Origin of the sequence: Rhizobium sp. BK376 (assembly GCF_004341625.1) — a bacterium.
GTDB lineage: Bacteria > Pseudomonadota > Alphaproteobacteria > Rhizobiales > Rhizobiaceae > Rhizobium.
On record NZ_SLZG01000017.1, the window covers coordinates 74,902 to 95,113 of the forward strand.

Consider the following 20,212-nt stretch of genomic DNA (forward strand, 5'->3'; position numbering starts at 1 on the left):
ATATGCATTTGACGTCCGAAACGGGTGCTTCCGGCGCACCGCTGATGCGATACCTCTTCGGGGGCATCGCCATCATTTTCATGATGATACTCAGTTCCTGTGTAGCAAACGATCCGCGGCTTATTGCGGCGCTTCAACAGAGTTCAGTGCGTGAAATCCGCATCGAGACGGCGCCCGACGTAAAAATGACGGGGCTGTTCACGGAAGGAAAGCCTGATCCGCAACTGGCCACGGTCGTTCGCGTGCTGAAGGGGACCATGGAGAAGGACCTGACTGGGCTACCAGGCGGCCCAACGCCAGCGCGGTTGGTCGTTAGCCTGCATGTGGTTGATCTGGCCACGAAGGCGGGGCGCATTCTCATTCATAGCGACAGCCAGATTTCGGGGATAGTCAGGCTGGAAGACGTCAAGACGGGGCATCTCATCGCCGAGCAACCCATCGCAGCGGGTAACAGCGGCATGCGCGGGGAGGGGCTCGGCATAATCGTTGCGATGGCGGTCAACGCAGCATCGACTGCGGGACCGGACGATATTCTGGCGCAACGGCTGTCGAACGCATTCACCCAACAGGTCAAGCAGTGGTTGCTGACCAAGAAGTAGCGCCTGGACCCGCAAGCGAGCTGTCTGTTATCGCGGGATGATCGAATTGGCCTTGCTAGTCACTGGGGATCAGGCAACCGCGCCGTCACCGCATTTCCAATGCTCTATTTGCGCGGATGCGACGAATGGGAGCGGCCTACCAGCATTTAACGAGCGAAGGGGGCGTCCTTAGATAATCCAACCTTTGGTGCATTTAGTATCACCGGACGCCCACCGGAACATGTCGTCGACGTATCCTTGTTTCGCCATATTATTGCCAGTATAGACCGTAACCTTCGAACCTGTGCCTGCCTTTTCGATTTTTACCCAATACACATAGGCGCCGCTGAGATCGTAGGTGTTGAACGCAACTCCAATACCTTGCTCGGCATAAAGGTCGCTTGCTCCATTAAAGCAACGGTCGGCTTGACCAGCGACACGTTTATACATCACATCAAAGCTCTCTGGAAACGACCGGGTGGCTTTCAGTGTCTTCGGATCGGACTTGAATTGAGCAAGGTCTGAACTTTCGGCGGACACCCTCGAGGCAGGGCCTGCAAGTTTGGCGGGCGCGGGAGCGATGGTAGAAGTACAGCCCGACAAGACGGAAAGTGCGACAAGCGACTTGAGGATGCGTTTCAAAGGGAGTTGTCCTTTCAGATCTGATTTCGTTGGCATCTTTCCCCGACCCCTGTTGCGAGAAGATGTTGAGGTCATGGGGCAATCCGTAATTCGTGTTCTTTTTACATCGCGCAATGAAGTTGTAAAATTTATATAGGCTTTACCAAATTTACGCGAACTCCTCGACGATTGCTCTCCATATCCGTGCAATGGATTGACCTTCGCCGACAAGTCCATCAAGAAAATCATTCAATATGGTGCCGCATGACGCGGCCCGGGCGAGGCAAGACATAGGCTACATTTTTGGCGAGATCCGCCCCGTGGCCTAGCCTCAGAAGGGCGAGAGCGTATCGTGAGCAAGCGTTCAGGGCAGGATTCCGGCAAATCGTTCAATGAACGGACCGCGTTGCGGTCGCCGGCAGGCAACGCCGTGCTTTGGCTTGTGCGCCTCTGCCATCAGTCGCTTGCGATCACCCTGAGCGCGTTGCTGTTTCTGCAGCCGGCGATTGCCAACGCCCAATCGATCTCTGCCAGCGCGACGGCGCCGACGACCAATCGGCCGGGCGTCGGGGCCGCCCCGAACGGCGTGCCGCTGATCGACATCGTGACGCCGAACGGCGCCGGCCTGTCGCACAACAAATACGACGATTTCAATGTCGGAACGCCTGGCCTCATCCTCAACAATTTCAAGGGCGAGGTCGGGACCTCCAATCTCGGGGGCGTGACACCCGGCAATCCCAATCTCTATGGATCGAATCCAGCTTCCGTCATCCTCAATGAGATCACCAGCGGCAATCGTTCGGCGCTGAACGGCCCGACCGAAGTGTTTGGCGGCAGGGCCGATGTCATCATCGCAAACCCGAACGGCATTACGTGCAACGGCTGTGGCTTCATCAATACGCCGCGTGCGACGCTGACCACCGGTGTGCCCAATATCGGCGCCGACGGTAGCTTGTCCGGCTTTACCGTCAACGGCGGCGATGTCACCTTTGAAGGGGCAGGGGGGAACTTTGCGACCGCTCCCGGTGCGGTCGATCTGTTCGACGTCGTTGCCCGCAACATCCATGTGAATGCGCCCGTTTATGGCAAGACGCTGCGGCTAACGGGCGGCGCCAGCCAATACAACTATGCGACGGGCGAGGCCACCGCGCTCACGGCGACGTCAGGCACGCCAGAATACGCGATCGACGGCACCGCACTCGGCGCCATGCGGGCCGACCGCATCAAGGTCGTCGTCACGGAAAAAGGCGCCGGGGTCAAGATGAGCGGCGATATGGCCGCCAATGCCGGTGAACTCTCGCTATCGGCCGACGGCAAGATCTCGATCGGCAATGCGTCTGGTCGCGATGGCGTCGCAATCACCTCGAAACAGAAGGTCACGGCCGCCAAGGTGACCTCAAGGCAGAAGGTTGCGGTCCAGACCGATCAGGGCATCACTCTGCAGTCCATCGCCGCCGACAGCGATATCGTGCTTGCGAGCGGAACCGGACTCTTGAGCGTGTCGGGCGACGTCAACAGCGGTACGACCGTGCAGATGACTTCGGGTAGTGGCATTGCCGCCGGCAGCGTCACCGCTGGCAATGGCGCAACAACCCTTGTCGCCACCTCTGGCGATATCGCGATCGCAGGGGCAGCCATTAGCTCCGGTGACCTCAGTCTGACCGCTTCGGCCGGCTCGATCTCGGCCGCCTCGCTGCAGAGCAGCCAGAATATCGCCTCGAACGCTGCTCTCGATATTGCCGTTGTCGGCAATGTGCAGGCACAGGGTAATGTCAATGTTACCGGTCGGTCCATCTCCACCGGCAAAGTCATCTCAGGCATCAACATCGCCGCCACCAGTGCTGATCCGAATGGCAATGTGGTGCTTGGGGTAGCCGGTGATCTGAGCTTGACGGCGACCGGCGGCAATATCGCCACTGGCAGTCTTTTGTCGGCGGGAAGCCTCAAGACGACCGCGACCGGCAATATGACCGCGGGCGGCGTTCAGTCGGCCAACGATCTGACGATCTCAGCGGCATCGCTGATGGTGAGCGGCATCACCTCATATGGAGCGCTTACGGTCAATACGGCAGGCGGCCGCGTTGACGTCAACGGCCAGGTTTTGGTTGCCAGTAATGTCCTGATCTCGGGCTCTGCCCTTCAGGCCGGCGCCATTGCCGCCGGTGTCGACTTTGCCGCCTCGGATCCGAATGGCGGCAGCATTGTCCTCGGTTCGTCAGGCACGCTTGGGCTGACCGCCACCGCAGGCAATATCGTTGCCGACAACTTGCTGTCGGCCGGCGACCTGACGGCTCAGGCCACCCTGTTGCAGGCCAACAATCTCACGAGCCATGGCAATGTCGCGATTGCCGCAAGCGGTAACGCCGGCATGGGTGGCGGCGTCAATGTCGCCAATCAATTGCTCGGCGCCGGCAATGTCACAATCAGCAGTAACACCAGCGGTGTTGGCGTCGGTCTTCTTGCGTCCGGCGTCGACTTTGCCGCCACCAAGGCCGCTGGTGGCAATATCGTGCTGGCGGGTAGCGGCGATCTGACGATCAATGACAGCGCCGGCGCCATCCAGGCAGGGACCGTGCTTGCAGCCGGCGCGATCAATGCCAGCGGCCAGACCATCACTGCGGATACGATCACCGGCCACAAGGACATCACGCTTTCGGGCGCCACCAGTGCGACGGCCGGAAGTGGTGTCGTAAATGTGACTGGCCAGGTTCTCGGTGCAGGCAATGTCAGAGTTTCCGGCTCAGACATTAAAGCCGACGCCGTTGTTTCTGGCGTCGATATAGCCGCCACCAATGCCTCTGGCGGCGGCGTCATACTCAGCCAGACCACGGCTGGGACTGGCAATCTGTCATTGACAGCGTCCGACCAGCTCAAGGTCGGCACCTTGCTGTCCGCCGGCGATCTCAATGCCAGCGGTGCGGCGATCACCGCCGGCAATATCTCGGCCCATCACGACATGACGCTTGGCGGCATCATCAGTGTCAGCGGCCAGATTCTCGGCTCCAGCAACGTCTCGATCACCGGGGAGAGCCTGTCTGCACAGACCATCGTCGCCGGCCTTGATTTCGGTGGCACAAATGCGGCTGGCGGCAACATCGTCCTTGGTCAGGCCGGCGATTTGAACGTGTCCGTCAATGGCGCCGTCACGGCGCCAACCATCCAGGCCGCAGGTATCATCGATGTGAGCGGCGCATCCGTCACGGCAGATTCGATCACCGGTCACAAGGATATCACCCTCTCCGGCGCGGACGCGGGCGTGAATGTTACCAATCAGGTGCTGGGCGGCGGGGATGTTGCGATCTTCGGTTCCAGCATCAGCGCCGACTCCATCGTTTCCGGCGTCGACTTCACGAGGACTGCCGCCGCCAATGGCAATATCGTGCTGGCCGGGAGCGGTGACCTTACGCTTGCGGCTTCGGGCGCACTCAGCGCCGGCACGCTGCTATCGGCGGGCGATCTGACAGCCTCCGGCTCGACCGTTACGGCTGACGGGATCACGGCCCATGGTGCGGTGACGCTTGGCGGCGCGATCGGCACGACGACCGCGAGCGGTCGCGTTGACGTCACAAATCAGATCCTCGGCTCAGGCAACGTGTCGATCACCGGCCAGAGCCTGACCGCTCAAACCATCGTCTCCGGTATCGACTTCGATGCGACAAGTGCTGCGGGCGGCAATATCGTCCTTGGACAGGCCGGCGATTTGAACGTGGCTGTCAATGGCGCGGTGGCGGTGCCGACCATGCAGGCCGCAGGCATCATCGACGTCAGCGGCGCGTCCGTCGCGGCAAGTTCGATCACAGGCCACGGCGATATCACCCTTTCCGGCGCGACCACGATTGGTGGTCAGGTTCTCGGTGCTGGCGATGTCAGTGTCTCCGGTTCAAGCATCAGGGCCGGCATCATTGTTTCCGGTGTAGATTTTGCCAGGACGGCCGCCGCCAATGGCAATATCGTTCTCGCCGCGAGTGGAGATCTGAGCCTTTCATCGAGCGGCAACATCGATGCTGGTACACTACTCTCTGCCGCTGGCTTCAGCGCGGCCGGTTCGACCATTGCAGCTGATGGCATTACTGCCCATGGCGACGTGACGCTTGGTGGCGCGATCAGCGTGACAGACCAGATCCTCGGGTCTGGCAACGTGTCGATTGCCGGTCAAAGCCTGTCAGCGCAGACCGTTATTGCCGGCATCGATTTTGCCGGGACAAATGCAGCCGGTGGCAACATCGTCCTTGGTCAAACCGGTGATTTGACGGTTGCCGTCAATGGCGCCGTTGCGGCGCCGACCATACAGGCTGCGGGTGCCATCGACGTCGGCGGCGCGTCCGTTGCAGCTGCCTCGATCACCGGCCACAAGGATGTCACTCTTTCCGGAACGGGCGTCGGAGGTGTGAATGTTACCAATCAGGTGCTTGGCGGCGGTAACGTTGGCGTCTCCGGGCAGAGCATCAAGGCAGGGACTATCGTCTCGGGCGTCGATTTCACCGCGACGGCCGCCGCCAATGGGAACATCGTCCAGACGACAAGCGGCAATCTGACGCTCGCTTCGACCGGTTCTATCAAGACTGGCACATTGCTCTCGGCTGGCAGTTTTTCGGCCAGCGGTGCGACCGTGACTGCGGATGCCGTCACAGCGCATGGCGACATGATGCTCAATGGTGCCACCAGCATTGCCGGCCAGATCCTTGGCGCTGGCAACGTGCTGATCACGGGTCAGAGCCTGTCGGCCCAATCTGTCGTCGCCGGTATCGACTTCGACGCGACCACCAGGGCAGGAGGCAATATCGTCCTTGGCCAGACTGGGGATTTGACGACCCAGCTCAGCGGCGGGTTCTCTGTATCGACGATCGAGGCGGCCGGTGCCATCAACGTCAATGCCGCCACGGTGACGGCCGATACCCTCACCGGCCATAAGGATATCACGCTCGCCGGTGCGACCACAGTCAATGGCCAAGTCCTTGGTGGTGGAAACATCAGCGTTTCCGGCCCGAGTATCGCGGCAGGCGCGATCGTCTCCGGAGTCGACTTCGCGGGAACGGCCGCCGCAAACGGCAACATCGTCCAGACGACGGTTGGTGACGTTTCGCTCACCTCGACAGGCGGCCTCACCGTCGGCACGCTGTTGTCGGCCGGCGATCTTACCGCACAGGCAATGGATCTGACGGCAAGCAGCATCACAAGCCATGGCGAGACCGACCTCAAGGCCAGCGGTACGGCCGCAAGCGGCCGCGTAAATGTGAGTGGCCAAGTGTTGTCGGCCGGTGATCTCACGATCAACGCCAACAGCCTCAACGCCGGTCTCCTTATTTCCGGTGTCGATTTCGCGGCGACCAATGCGAGCGGCGGCAACATCGTCCTCGCCCCGTCAGGCGCCATGAACCTTACCGTTGTGGGTAAGGCCGCGGCCGGCACGATCCTGTCGGCTGGCGATTTCACGGCGAATGCCGGCAATCTGCAGGCAAGCAGCATTACCAGCCATGGCAAAGTCGGTGTTGTCGGTAACGTCGATGTCAGCAACCAGATTCTTGCTGACGGCGACCTCACCATCAATGGCGGCAGCATCAGCGCGCCAACCCTGATCTCCGGCATCGACTTTGCCGCCACCAATGCCGCGGGCGGCACTATCGTGCTGGCGTCGTCTGGCAGCACCAATCTTACGGCCTCCGGCAATATTGCCGCTGGGACAATCCTTTCGGCCGGGGACTTCACGGCGAATGCAGCGGATCTCATTGCCGACAGCATCACCACTCATGGCAGCGCAGGCATTGTCGGAAATGTCGATGTCAGCAACCAGATCATTACCGCTGGCAATCTGACGGTTAGCGGCGGTCACATCAATGCACCGACCCTGATCTCTGGCATCGATTTCGCTGCCACCAGTGCCCGCGGCGGCGGTATAGTCCTCGGAACTGCCGGCGATATGAATCTGACCGCGTCTGCGGGCATCACCGCGCAGACCATGCTATCGGCTGGAGCTATCAATGCCAGTGGGTCTGCGATTACGGCCAACGCTGTGACCGGGCATGGCGACATCACCCTCACGGGCAGCAACAGCGTCAATGTCTCGGGCCAACTCCTCAGTGCCGGCGATGTCTTGCTCTCCGGTTTGACCGTCCAACTGGGCCAGGCAGTCACCGGCGTCGATTTCGCGACCACTTCGCGATCGTCAAACGGCGCCATCGCTCTCGGACCAAGCGGCGATCTGACTATTAATGCCGCAAGCGCGTCGGCCGGCACGCTGATCGTCGCAGGCAACCTCAATGTGGCCGCGGGTGCCTTTACGGGCGGCAACATCACCGGCCATGGAGCGGTCTCGATCGGTTCGGCCAGCAGTCCTGGCGCGATCAGGATCAATGGCCAGCTCCTGGGCGCCAACAACGTCTCGATGACCGGATCTACCGTCAGCGGCAACGTCATCGCGGCCGGTGTCGATTTTGCCGCGATGGACCAATCGGGCGCCAGCAACGTCATTCTTGGCCAGAGCGGTAATCTGACGCTCACCGCCGCGGCAGGCGACGTCGCTTTCAACAGCCTCCTTGCTGCAGGGACCATCACCGCCAATGCGGCGAACAATATCGGCGCCAATGCCGTCGCCCATGGCAACCTGGCGCTGACCGCCGGCAACGCCATCACGCTCACCGGCCAATCGCTGGGGACCGGCGATATAAATCTCAATGCCCGGTCGATCTCGATCGATACGCTGGTCTCCGGCGTCGACTTTGCTGCCACCAATGCATCAGGCAACCGTAGCCTGATGTTGCGTCGTGCCGGCACCATGACGCTCGCTGCCTCCAACGGCAGCATCAGTGCCAACTCATTGCTTTCCGGCGGTAATCTTGTCGCCACGGCGACGCAGAATATCAGCTATAATAGTCTGCAAAGCCTGGGGAGTGCCGCGCTCACAAGCCCTGGCGCCATTGCCTATACCAGCACCACCCGCGTCGGCGGCAACCTCACGCTCAACACCGGTGCGCTCGATCTATCCGGCAGCAGAGGCAGCCGGATGGCCGGCGGCGGCACGCTGATCGTCAACGCCTCCTCGGCCAATCTCTCCGGCAGTAACCTTGTCTTCGGCGGCCTGGCCCTCAATCTGTCGGGCAACGCTGATCTTTCAAACGCGCAGGTCAGCACTGTGACCAATGCCGGCGGTTCCGGCGATATCAGCATATCTGCTGCAGGTCTTACCACGACGGCTGGTACTTCGCTGCTTGCAGCGCACGACCTGACGCTGAATCTGCCATCGCTCGGCAATGCCGGCCAGCTTGCCGCGGGCAACAATCTCACCTTCAACGTATCGAGCGACTTCTACAACAGCCCTTCCGGTCTCGTGTTTGCCGGCAACAACGCCAACCTCTTTGTCGGTGGCACGCTGACCAACGACCAGGGCGCTATCCTGTCCGGCAACGGTCTTACCATAGCAGGGCCTGGCGGTGGTCAGAGAAACGGCGCCGTGGTCAACTCCGCCGGTCTCATTCAGTCGGGCGGCACCATGTCGATCCTGACCAACGGGTTGACCAATACCACGACCTCCGGACCGGCAATCCAACGCAACGTGCAGGTCTCCGACGACATCCTGCATGCTTATGATCTCATCGACGATGATGGCACCACCACCAGCCTTGTCCACCAGATTGTCGACCAGGATCAGTTGATCAGCGGCGCGGGCGCGTCCGCGCAAATTCGCGCCGGTGGGGATTTGACCATCAATGCCACCAACCTCACGAACGGCTACAGTTCGATCAAGTCCGACGGCAACATGCTGCTCACCGTCGCCGGCACGCTCACCAATGACGGCGCCACGCTCAATCGCATAACCGAGGCAACCTGCAGCAGTTCGACGCCGTGCCAGTATTATCCTGACAAGACGGTTGAGACGACGACGCTGAACTGCAGCGGACCCAACAGACCCTGCATCGAAAATACCACGACAACCTATGAACCCAACCCCAATGGCACGCGTGACCCCTCGAAGGATCTGAACCCCGGCACGACCGTTACCGGCGTTGCCGCGATTGGTGCGATCTCTGGCGTTATCCAGGCACGCGGAGGCCTCGCCATCAACGGCGGTGGCGCGGTCAACAACGTTGCGTCCAATGGTTCCATCGCCGGTCAGGTTGCGATTGACGCTCCTGCGACGACGAACAATCCGCTTGGTGCGCTGGGCAGCATGACCGCCGGCGGGGCCCTGTTCAACGTCAACGCCGCACTTTCAAACGTAACAGCCAATGGCGGCGCCAACGCGGGCAGCGGCCCGTCGCTTACAGGCAGCGGTCCGACGATCGGCTCGGGGCCGACGATCGGCAGCAGCAATCTGCGGGCCAGCGGCGGTCCTTCGATCAATGGCAGCAACCTGGCTGTGGCGAACGGTGTTGCGGTCAGCAACAACGGTGTGACTGCATCTAACGGAACTGCCATCAGCGGCAACACCCTGACGATTGCCGGCGCTTCGGTCAATCCGAACAGCCTCATGGGCAAACTCACCGCCGCGATCGGCAATAGCGGCAATCTCACCCAGATCCTGCAGACGAACGGCGCTGAACTCGCCTCGCTTGCCAAGCCGCAATCGGGTGGCGTCGGCGGCACGGTTCCGGGCCAGGTCTTCCTGTTCGAGACGCGGGCTGCCTTCCTCGATGTCTCGAAGTTTTATGGGTCGAGTTATTTCATCGATCGTATTGGCTATACGCCGGAAACCAAGGTTCCCTTCCTCGGCGACGCCTATTTCGACAATCAGCTCGTAGACGAACAGATGCGGCAGCTGGTCGGCAATGGCCTTGGCGCGGGATCCTTCGTTCCCGGCGATAACGCCACCGACCAGATGAAGTCATTGCTCGACAACGGCGTCGCTTATGCCGAGGCGAACGGACTTGGCCTTGGGCAGGCGTTGACGCCACAGCAGGCCGCGTCGCTGACGCAGTCGATGGTGATCTACCAGACCGAGATCGTCGATGGCGCGCCGGTGCTGGTGCCGGTCGTCTATCTCTCGGCCGCCGACCGGGCCAAAACCACGTCCGCGGCAATGATCGCCGGCAATACGGTCAGCATCGATGCCGGCTCCGTCAACAATTCCGGCACGATTGCCGCAGTCGACGGCATGACCATCAACGCGGGGAGCATCAAGGCTAATGGCGGGGCGTTCCTCGCTGGCGGCAATATGAATCTCAATGCCGAAAACGGCATCACGCTTGCCGCCCAGACGATGAACATCGGCGGCCAGACCGTGGTTGCCGCCAATGGCGGGATCACCGCCGGCGGCAACCTGAAAATGGACGAAGGCGCGGGCAGCCTGACGCTGAGCGGGACGAAGGTCGCCGCGGGCGGCAGCGCGCAGCTCTCCGGTCAGACCGTCACGATCGGCGCCGTCAAACAGGATAATGGCGGGGTTCAGACGCTTGTCGGGACCACGGTGACGACGACTGGCGGCAATCTGAGCATTGCTGGCACCAATGGCGTCAACATCATCGCCAGCTCCGCCAAGGTTGGCGGTGACCTGTCCGTCGCCTCCGCCAGTGGCACCGTCAACATTATCTCTGCCGGCGTTCAGAATACGACGGTCGATATCAGTCGCGGCACGACCCTCAAGACCGCCAGTCAGACGCAGCAGGGTTCGTCGCTCACATCAGGTGGCACCACCCTCATATCCGGCAATCAGGGTGTGCTGATCGGCGGCTCGTCGCTGACGGCCGGCGGCAATCTCGGCATCGTCTCGACGAACGGCAGTATCGCAATTACCGCCTCGCAGGATCAAACGGCGAGCCAGTCGAAGACGACGGCAAGCTCGTACAATGGCTACAAGGGCGGCCAGTCCTCCTCGGCTGCAGTCACCAGTAACGGTTCGTCGATCACCTCGCAGAATGGCAACGTCACCGTCCAAGCCGACGCCGGCAATATCAGTGTCATCGGCTCCGACATCGATGCTAAGGGCGGCGCTGCGAACCTGATTGCCAAGGGTGACGTAACCATCGGCGAAGCGACCGACAGTGCATCATCGTCCAGCAAGTTCGGCTCGAAGAAGGCGACCGAGACCACGACAACGGCAGAGGGATCGTCGATCTCGGGCCAGACTGGCGTCAGTATCGCCTCGACGGGTGGCAACGTCACCATCTCGGCCTCCGATGTGGCCGCTGGCGATGCAACGCATACAGCCAACGCCAATATCCAGGCAGCCGGCAACATCGTCATCGCCTCCGGCAAGGATACAGACGAGACCACCTCCGACAGCAAAAAGAGCGGCTTCCTGTCGTCTTCGAAAACCCACACGCACACCTATGACGAAGATACGGTCGGCTCCTCGATTTCCGCGTCCGGCAATGTCACTGTCAACGCCGATGGCGAGGCTGTGGTCTCGGGTTCGGAAATAGCAGCGGGCAATGATCTCAGCCTCTCCGGCTCCACCGTCACCGTCATGGGGGCCGAGGAACAGCATGAGAGCGATAAACAGGTCAAGAAATCCGGCATCGGCGTCGGCTCCGGCGGCGGGTTCATTTCGATCTATGGATCGAAGGACTCGAAGAGCAGCCAGAGCGAGACCGACAACATCGGCTCGACACTGTCGTCGGGCGGCACGACAACGATCACGTCGACTCAAGGTGACGTCAACATCTTCGGCTCGTCTTCCCACTCCGGTGACGGCACCGTCATCTCGTCGGCGCGCGATGTCAATATCGCGCCGGGGGCTGAAGAGCAGTCATCCTCCAGTCAGACCAAACGCTCCGGCTTCGGCATCAACTTTTCCTCCGGCGACGGCAGCCTATCCATCGGCATTGGCGTCGCCAAATCGGAAGAGAAGCGCTCGAAAGACGCCAATATCAATGCCGTCAGCACATTGGATTCCGATGGCAGCATCACCATTGCCGCAAACCGCAACATCAACGACCAGTCCGGAAAGATTCTCGCCGCCGGCGCGATCGGCCTGATTGCTGGCGACAACGTCAACATGCTGTCGAGCAACGATGTCACCAATGCCTCCGAGATGCAGAAGAAGAGCTTTGCCGGTGTAAGCATTACGGTGCAGTCATCGCTGATAGCAGCGGGTCAGCAAGCGATGCAGGCAGGCAGCCTGCTGTCCGGGGATAACGGTATCTATGGCATAGCGCCTGCGGTCCTGGCTGGGGTCAACGGCTATAACGCCCTGCAATCGACCTACGATGCCATCCACGCGGCGCCCGATCCAGTCACCGGCCTGAAACCCGCCGTCGCCGGGATCTCGCTGACGGCTGGCTATAGCTTCAGCGAAAGCTCGCAGCAGTCGACGACCTCGATTCCCGTTCCGCCCGAGATTCGCGGCAGCTCCGTGACCATCATCGCCCAATCCGGTGACGTTGTGGGCCGCGGCGTCCAAATCAGCGCGGGAATGGGCAAAGATGGCAAGGCATCGACGACCTCCGATGATCCAAATAGCGGCAATGTGCTGATTTCGGCGGCGGGCAATGTTGACCTGGAAAGCGTGCAGGCCACCAGCGACAGCAAGAGCAGCAGCAAGTCAGGTAGCGCCAGCTTCGGCGTGGGCGCGAGCATCGATGCCAGCGGCAACATTTTCAACGCCGGCCCGACCGCGAACGCGGCCTACGGTTCTGGCAAGCAGGTGGCAAGCTCGGTTACGCAGGTCAATTCGAATGTTAGCGGCACCAATACGGTTACCGTCGTCGCGGGCGATACGCTGACACTGGCCGGTGGCGTTCTTTCCGGCAACACTGTTAACGTCGCTGCGGTCAATGGTATCACCATCGAAAGTCGCCAGGATACGGCATCCTATGACGAAAAGTCGAAGAGTGCCCAACTCGGCATCAGCTCCGGCGGCATCAGCTCCGGCGGCATCAGCGGCGGCTACAATCAGGGCACGATCACCGGTGATTATGCCAATGTTTCCCAGCAGAGCGGCATCTTCGCTGGTTCCGGCGGCTATCACGTCAATACCGACGGCACGATTGATCTGAGAGGCGGCTTCATCGGCTCGACCGCCGACCCCAAAAACAATGACTTGGCCGCCAACGAGATCTTTTATTCCGACATCGGAAATTCGATGTCGGCCTCTTCGACGAGCACCGGCTTCAGCCTGATCGGCGCGGGCATTCCCGTCCCGACCGTCGGCCAGCCGGCCAAGCAGAGCGACAGCGGCGCGACGCTAGCGACGATCACGCCCGGCAATTGGAACCTGACGAACCAGCAGCAGGACCTGTCTGGGCTTAACACCGATGCCTCCAAGGCGAATACTCAGGTCGATCCGTTCGACATCGACAAGTTGAAAGCCCAGCAGCAGAGTGCGGCGGCGCTATCGCAGCTTGCGAATATGGCAATCGGCGATCTCGCCCAGAAGCTTCAGCTTCCCGAAGGGAGCCCGCTCAAAGTAGCCTTGCATGCGGCGGCAGCGGCCGTGATTGCGCAAGTCGCCGGCAGCAACCCCGGGCAGGCAGCGGCCGCGGCGGCCGCAGAGGAATTGGTCAATGGCGTACTTGCGGACGCCCTGAAGGCAAACCCCGCTCTAACTGCGCCTGAGCGTATTGCCATCCAGCAATGGGCAGCAGCATTGGTCGGAACCGCTATTGGCGGCAATGCGGGAGCTGCTGCCTCGCTTGATGCGTTCAACTATAACTTCCTGACACATGAGCAGCTTAAGGAAGCCAAGGATATTGCCGCTGCAATCGCAAAGTGCCAGGCGGCGCCTGACAGCCAGGGATGCAGCACCAACGACATCACCGCGCTCTATCAGAAGAACGCGTATTATCTGACACTGTCACAGAACAATACGAAGAATCTGATCGCAAATTGCAGCGGCAGTACGGCGTCGGCGGCTTGTCAGGAGGGGATCAGGCAGCTTCTCGAGTTCCAGAAAGCGGTGGCAAATGACAGCGATGCCGGCCTCCCCGTGGCACAGCAGGCCGGCGCTTATGCCGTCATGCAATCTGCATTTAGCTATGACGGCATTTTGGCAGATCACCTTGCAGGTGTCCTCAATGGGTCGATTACACCCGATCAGGCGCTTGCCGATGCTGCGACGGATATTTCCAAAAGCAAGGGCGGCATCGCAGCTTTCCTTGATGCGGCGGGAGTTGTTGGCGGAGCGGCAGTGTGTGGCGGCACTGGCGGGGTCGCCTGCGCACTAGGTCTTCTGGGCGCGGCGAGTGCAGCTAATCACCTTTACGGCGATGCACAACAGGCAATCACCGGAGAGGCAGCCAAGTCGATCCTGGAATTGGCGCTTCAGAACCAGGGCTATTCAGCGGCCGACGCCGCGAAGTATCAAGCCTATGTCGATGCCGGCATCCTGGTCGTGACTGTTGGGACGGTAGGCGGTCAGACCGTTTACAGCTTTGCTGTCAATGCCAGCAAGCTTGGTGGTGCAAACAGCGCATCCCGCTTGCTCCAGGTTGTCGTCGCTGACGCGGATATCGGCGCTTCTCAGATCGACAATGCTGCGTTGGAGCTAAAGGGGGTAAGCTGCTCAGGCACCACTTGTATCGTCGGCTGCTCCTTCGAAGGCTCGACGCTGGTCAAGACCATAGATGGCTTCACCGCTATCCGTGATATTCGCCCCGGTAAGACTCGGGTCTGGTCGCGAGATGAGCACGGACAGGAAGGCTATAAGCTTGTCCTGCATCAGATGCTCAACAGGCATGCTGAAACCGTCTATGTCACCTTGCGTTCTGAAAGCGGCGGGCATCCGCAGACTATTACCACCACGCTAACGCACCCCTTCTTCGCGATCGTGCCGGAAGGTGCTGTGCAGCCGGCGGCATTGCCTGAAGGTCGTTTGTATCATGGCCCAATCGCCAATGGCGCTTGGGTTGCCGCCCGTGACCTGAAACCGGGCTACAGATTGCTGGGCGCGGACGGAAGCTGGACCGATGTCGTCGGAGTTCGAGTTTCCGGTAAAGCGCTCGACGCCTACAATCTCACGGTTGCTGGTTTCCATACCTACTTCGTCAAGCAAGCTGACAACGCAGACGCCGAACCGGTATGGGTTCACAATTCGTGCACATACACTCCGACCGTCAGCGGGGACCTAGTGAGCTCGAATGGGGCGAAATATGCTACGGTCGGACAAACCAACAATGGAAATCCGGTCTACTACAGCAATGGAAATTATTTTGAGTTCAATGGAACCGGCGTCGCACGAATCGATCCACAAAAGCAGGGCATTGTCTTCCAGAATCAGGTTCTTCAGTCCGTTGGAATTCCAGAAAACAAAGTCAAGGTTCCAGGTCTTCTAGGTGATGGCACAGCACAGAACACCATTCCTGACGCTATTGTGGCTAGCGGCACAGGAACTCCACTGGATGGCGTAACGGAGGCCAAATTCTACAACGCGACGACAGTAAAGGAGACCAATCAATTGACGGCGCAAATGAGTTTCGCGTCATCTAACGGGTTGCCCTATAATCTGGTTGTCGGGCCTAGCACTGTGGTTGATAACATGCTCGAACAAGCAATAAGCAGGCTTCAATATGGTGGGAATATCTACCGATTCGACCCCGCGACTGGAATTATGACAAGATATTGAGGCGATGATGGCAAGTGAACGGAAAAATGGGCAACCGACAATAGAGTTCGATGTGCTGACAGCGAATTACATGTCGGACTGGCGTTTCGGTCAGCGTTTTTTTGAATTGTTGATCGATACGGACGTGCGTCTCACACCCGAGAAGATCGGAAACTCCGATAACCTGACGAAATATGAAAATATCGCTTCTTTTGAGTCGCACTGGGGAAAGAAGGTTCGGCTCGAGGGACCACTTGGTCCTTCAGATGTGTTGTGGCCTGTTGCTTGGCACCGCCGCACGAAGCTTGAGAGCAATGGTCGGGTGAGTTTTACGGATCGAAACAAAAAGGGAGATTTGATTTTCGGAAATATTTTTATGTCATCCGCTTATGATGAGGCAACGGATTGGCTTAAATTCTTTAAAGAAGTCTGCGAGCTGACTAAGGCTGCCGCAGGATTTATCCATATTCCAGCGGAAGTCGAGAGACGCGAAAATGGGTATTCGCCCTACTATCCCGGTGTTGGCGGAAGTATCTTAAAAAAGCAGTTTCCCAATATTGCCTGGGCGACGTTCTTTGGTCCCCCTTACGCTCATGAGGTTGATTTTAAAAAGCTCGCTGAACTTGGCTATTGCGTCGAGGAGCTAGCCGACGGCTATCTCTTGTTGATGAGCGATAATATCATGGATAGCTTCAACGACTTCCCGACATTCTCCCGTCGGCGCGTGGAGCTGAAGAAGCTTTTCAGGCCGGATCTGTTCCGGATTACTGAAGAAGCGGAGGTATCATAATTCGGTCAGCTGCGACACCGCGCATCCGATAGACCACTGCTGCTGCATCGGCGGTATGGCAAAAATTGTGCAACACCGAGATGATATTGTCGTCATCCCGATTCCCAAATATCTCCCATCTGAGAATGACAGCGTTATGAGCTACGATCTCTATCTGGACTTCAAGTCACGCGTGCGAATGGAGGACATTTTCGAGTTTTTTGCGGCCCGCGCTAACTACAAGGCAAATGGAAGCCAGATCATCTACGAGAATGGCCTCACCGGCGTTTATTTCATGCTCAACTTTAGCGAAGAAAAGAAGGGCTTCTTGCGCAAAAACGACATAAAGGCCCACATCAATATCAATTATTGCAGGCCAAGCTTCTTCGGATTGGAGGCGGAGATTGAAATTGCCGATCTCCTGAAAAGGTTCCCATGCCAGATCCACGATCCCCAGATGAACGGAATGGGCGACGGTCCCTATTCGAGGGAGGGGTTCCTGCGTGGTTGGAACGCCGGCAACGAGTTCGGCATAGAAGCCGTTCTGTCACAGTCCAGCGATCCGATCTTGCATCTGCCTTCATCGCAGCTCCACAAAACGTGGCACTGGAACTATAGTCGGCCTCTCCGGCAAGCCAGGTGCGGGAATAGGCAATTTGTCCCGCAAGTTCTGTATATGCTGATCTCTGGGCGTGTTCGAACGGTCGCTGTCTGGGGTGATGCACTCCCGGCGATCCTGCCGGAAGTCGATTTTATCCTTTTGGCCCGCCAGGAGAATGGCAATAGCGTCTTCGGCTATATGCCTTGGGACGAGGTGACGGATTTGCTCAACGCCAACGGTTACCATTGCGAAACCGATGGCTTTAACTTGGACTATACCGCTCCGCCGGCACGGATCGGGGACTTCATTCGGGATTTTACGCCAGCCGATCGTTCCGAGCTCACGAGGCTTTCCCCAGATCGCATTCTTGATGAAGAGCTTGTTCAACAACAGCTCGCTGCGCGCCAGAAGTGACTAGATGCCGTAATGGGCCGGCGCTTCGGAGACTGTAGCCAGATAGGTGGCTGTCCCTCAGAATAATGATGTTGATACGGGGGTCCGAGTGGGTCGGCCCGGCGTTGGTGCATGGGTCACAACGGGAACGACTTTCTGTCTTTGAACAGACGCTATGCCTTTGCTGCTTGGCAGCGGACGGAATTCGGGCGAGCGCATGCCAGCATGCGATTGAGGGCGGCGCAGCCGATGGCGACCTCGGTCTGTTGCGCGCCGAATGAGCGTGCCCGTAGTCGGTGTCCGATGATCGATTTGTATCGGCCGATGGCGGTCTCGACCAGCGAGCGCTTGCCATAGCCGGTCGTTGCTTGCCATTTCATCCGACCGTGGGCCTTGATCGCTTCGATGTGTCGGTCTCGCTGACTGGCGATCCCCGTTTGCGAGCCGTCGATCGCGTTTGATCGAGGTGGAATGACGACGACAGCATCGGCGCTATGCCGACCGACGGCATCATAGGTCGGTTCACCATCATAGGCGCCGTCGGTCGTGAACTGGCTATCGGTCGATCGATCTCATTGAGCAGCGGTTCGACCTGTGAGGCGTCGCCCGCATTCTGATCGGTCATGTTTTGAGCGATGATTTCGCCGGTGGCGGCGTCCAGCGCAAGGTGCAATTTGCGCCAGCGCCGACGGGATTTAGCACCGTGCTTCTCCGCTAGCCACTGGCCGGCGCCATAGACTTCGAGCCCTGTGCTGTCGATGATGATGTGGACTGGTCCCGTTTTCGCAATGCTACGACCATTTGGCCTGTTCATCGATCGCCATGTCCGTGCCCGCCGGCTCAGCGTGGTGTGATCGGGCACGGCGAGATCCAACCCCATCAATTTGAGCGCCGACACCAGCAAGCCCTCCGTCTGTCGCAGACGCAGGCCGAACACCAGGCCCAGCATCAAGGCGGTCTCAATCGCCAGTTCAGAATAGCGAGGCTGGCCGCCGCGTGTCGTCCGCTTCGGCGCCTGCCAGGACGACAACGCTTCCGGTGTTATCCAAAACGTCAGACTGCCGCGACGGCGAAGGCCGGCTTCGTATTCTGCCCAGTTCGTCACCTTGAACTTCATCTTGCCGATACGATGACGGCGGGCAGCATTGTGTTTGAAAGGCATAGCGGTGACTGGGCGTTGTTTCGATCGCCGCTCCATAAAGCGTAACCGCTAACGATCGGTGCACCAATGCCGATCAAAAAGGCTTCTTGTTCATTGGACATTCGGAATCAGTCACTGGCCTCAACCTGCCGCTGATATCGATATCAAACACCGTATTCCAAAAGGCGTAGGATGGTCCGCCACTCCACGACCTGCTGCTTTTTCGTTCGACTGCATACGGGGGCAGCGCAACTGGCGTTTTCCCAGCTGACTGCCAGGCGGCAAAGTGATTTTCCGCTTGAAGAGCATCGGAATGACCTCCTTCAGTTATCTCCGGCATTCTATCGTAATCCCCCATTGCTCCCGCAGAGTCTTGCTTTGATGCGGCGACAAGGTCTTTGTCATCGACCAAGCTGTCAAGGAAGTCGTTCCATTCGTTGGGGAGCGGCGGGAATCTTTGAACATCTACTCCGGTTCGTCCATGCCATCGTTGGTCATTGCAGTGATGGATTCGTCGTCTGCGGTGTACACGAAGATGATGCTACCGTAACTTAGATAGCCGGAAACCCACTCAAACTTATGTCAAGCCATTCGGAATCGAAGTAGTCGCTGAACCGCCGAATGGTTCGGTAATTCGGACTTCTCTGGATCGGCACTAAATTCCGGAAACCGCTCGTATCGTGTTACGCCACCGACATCTTCGGGCGGCCGCGCCCTTTCCCCAGCGACGTAGTTTCGTGTTTGGGCGCGGTGGCAAGTGCCAAAATAATTCGTCTACCGAGACGGTATGCCGCCAACCATCTCTGTCTCTCCAACTCACCCGATCCACGCGACCGTTGCCGTTTGAGCAACAAGCAATCCGAAAATCGGCGCTTCTTCAGAACGCTCCAGTTTGTCATAGTTTGCTAAGGGCGTCATTCAGTGCGCCGTGAGGCGAAGGTCATGGCTTACGTAATCACCGAACCCTGCATCGATACGAAGGATGGAGCCTGCACGGTCGCGTGTCCGGTCGATTGCATTTATGAGGGCGGCCGAATGTTCTACATTCAGCCGGAAGAGTGCATCAATTGCGGATTGTGCCTTTCTGTTTGCCCGGTCGACGCCATATTATGGGATGAGGAAATGCCGACCGATAGATGATCCGCAAGCGCCAATTTTCAACCAGTGGCCAATCGGCATTTCAGCAATTCGCTACACTCGCTGCATAACTGTGTCCAGCGATGGCCGCTTCTGCGGCCTTTTCAAATGTTTGCGACAAAACCGTCCAACCTGGACAGCTTCCTTTGCTCTGCCACCCGAGGAGGAAAAAGCCTGTTGCAAGCATCCGTTGATGCCATCATCTTTGCCGTCCCTGTCCGCTCCAGATTGGCGGGAGTGGCAACCACCAATCTGGTACCGGTCGCCAGCTTGCGCGACCGCTGTCGGGTCGACCAGCTCTCTATGCGCAGCACGATATCGACACCGCTCGGATATGGGGACCATCACCCAATCATCATCGGGAGATCAATATCAAGCCCAGGAGGTCGTCGCCCGCGGACCACTACCTCTCTATCACCATCACGGTGCGAAACGAGGAAGTCGCCTGTCGCGACCATCTGGTGGGCAATGCCACGCTAAGGCGCTTCAGCGACCATGC

At 59.0% G+C, this 20,212-nt stretch carries 5 protein-coding genes and 3 pseudogenes; 5 read left to right on the forward strand and 3 right to left on the reverse strand.

What is annotated here, in order from left to right:
* The first annotated feature begins 44 nt into the window (after positions 1-44).
* Entirely contained in the window at positions 45-599 is a 555-nt protein-coding gene (locus EV561_RS27785) for a hypothetical protein (RefSeq protein ID WP_132526607.1), read from the forward strand.
* Positions 600-767: 168 nt separating this feature from the next.
* On the opposite strand, the gene EV561_RS27790 is transcribed toward EV561_RS27785, so the two are convergent.
* Positions 768-1,220 (reverse strand): hypothetical protein, encoded by a 453-nt coding sequence (locus EV561_RS27790; protein WP_132526569.1) that lies wholly within the window; start codon positions 1,218-1,220, stop codon positions 768-770.
* Positions 1,221-1,551: 331 nt separating this feature from the next.
* On the opposite strand from EV561_RS27790, the gene EV561_RS27795 reads away from it, so the two are divergent.
* From EV561_RS27795 to EV561_RS27805, 3 genes are all read left to right on the forward strand, one after another.
* A complete protein-coding gene (locus tag EV561_RS27795; RefSeq protein WP_132526571.1) occupies positions 1,552-15,693 on the forward strand; it encodes a hemagglutinin repeat-containing protein in 14,142 nt (4,713 codons plus the stop codon).
* Positions 15,694-15,697: 4 nt separating this feature from the next.
* On the forward strand, positions 15,698-16,462 hold the full coding sequence (locus tag EV561_RS27800) for a hypothetical protein (protein ID WP_132526573.1): 765 nt from the start codon (positions 15,698-15,700) through the stop codon (positions 16,460-16,462).
* Between the two features lie 136 nt (positions 16,463-16,598).
* On the forward strand, positions 16,599-17,456 hold the full coding sequence (locus EV561_RS27805; protein WP_132526575.1) for a hypothetical protein: 858 nt from the start codon (positions 16,599-16,601) through the stop codon (positions 17,454-17,456).
* Positions 17,457-17,608: 152 nt separating this feature from the next.
* On the opposite strand, the pseudogene EV561_RS27815 reads toward EV561_RS27805, so the two are convergent.
* A pseudogene (locus tag EV561_RS27815) lies at positions 17,609-18,597 on the reverse strand (IS5 family transposase).
* Positions 18,598-19,158: 561 nt separating this feature from the next.
* Positions 19,159-19,261, reverse strand: a pseudogene (locus EV561_RS38575) (hypothetical protein); the annotation flags it as partial.
* A 257-nt stretch (positions 19,262-19,518) separates the two neighbouring features.
* Here EV561_RS38575 and EV561_RS27825 point away from each other — a divergent pair.
* A pseudogene (locus EV561_RS27825) lies at positions 19,519-19,704 on the forward strand (4Fe-4S binding protein); the annotation flags it as partial.
* Between the last annotated feature and the right edge of the window lie 508 nt (positions 19,705-20,212).

Bases quoted from the DNA above. Each gene is read 5' to 3' on its own strand.
- EV561_RS27785 (WP_132526607.1), top strand. From the start codon at position 45: ATGCGATACCTCTTCGGGGGCATCGCCATCATTTTCATGATGATACTC.
- EV561_RS27800 (WP_132526573.1), top strand. From the start codon at position 15,698: ATGATGGCAAGTGAACGGAAAAATGGGCAACCGACAATAGAGTTCGAT.
- EV561_RS27805 (WP_132526575.1), top strand. From the start codon at position 16,599: ATGAGCTACGATCTCTATCTGGACTTCAAGTCACGCGTGCGAATGGAG.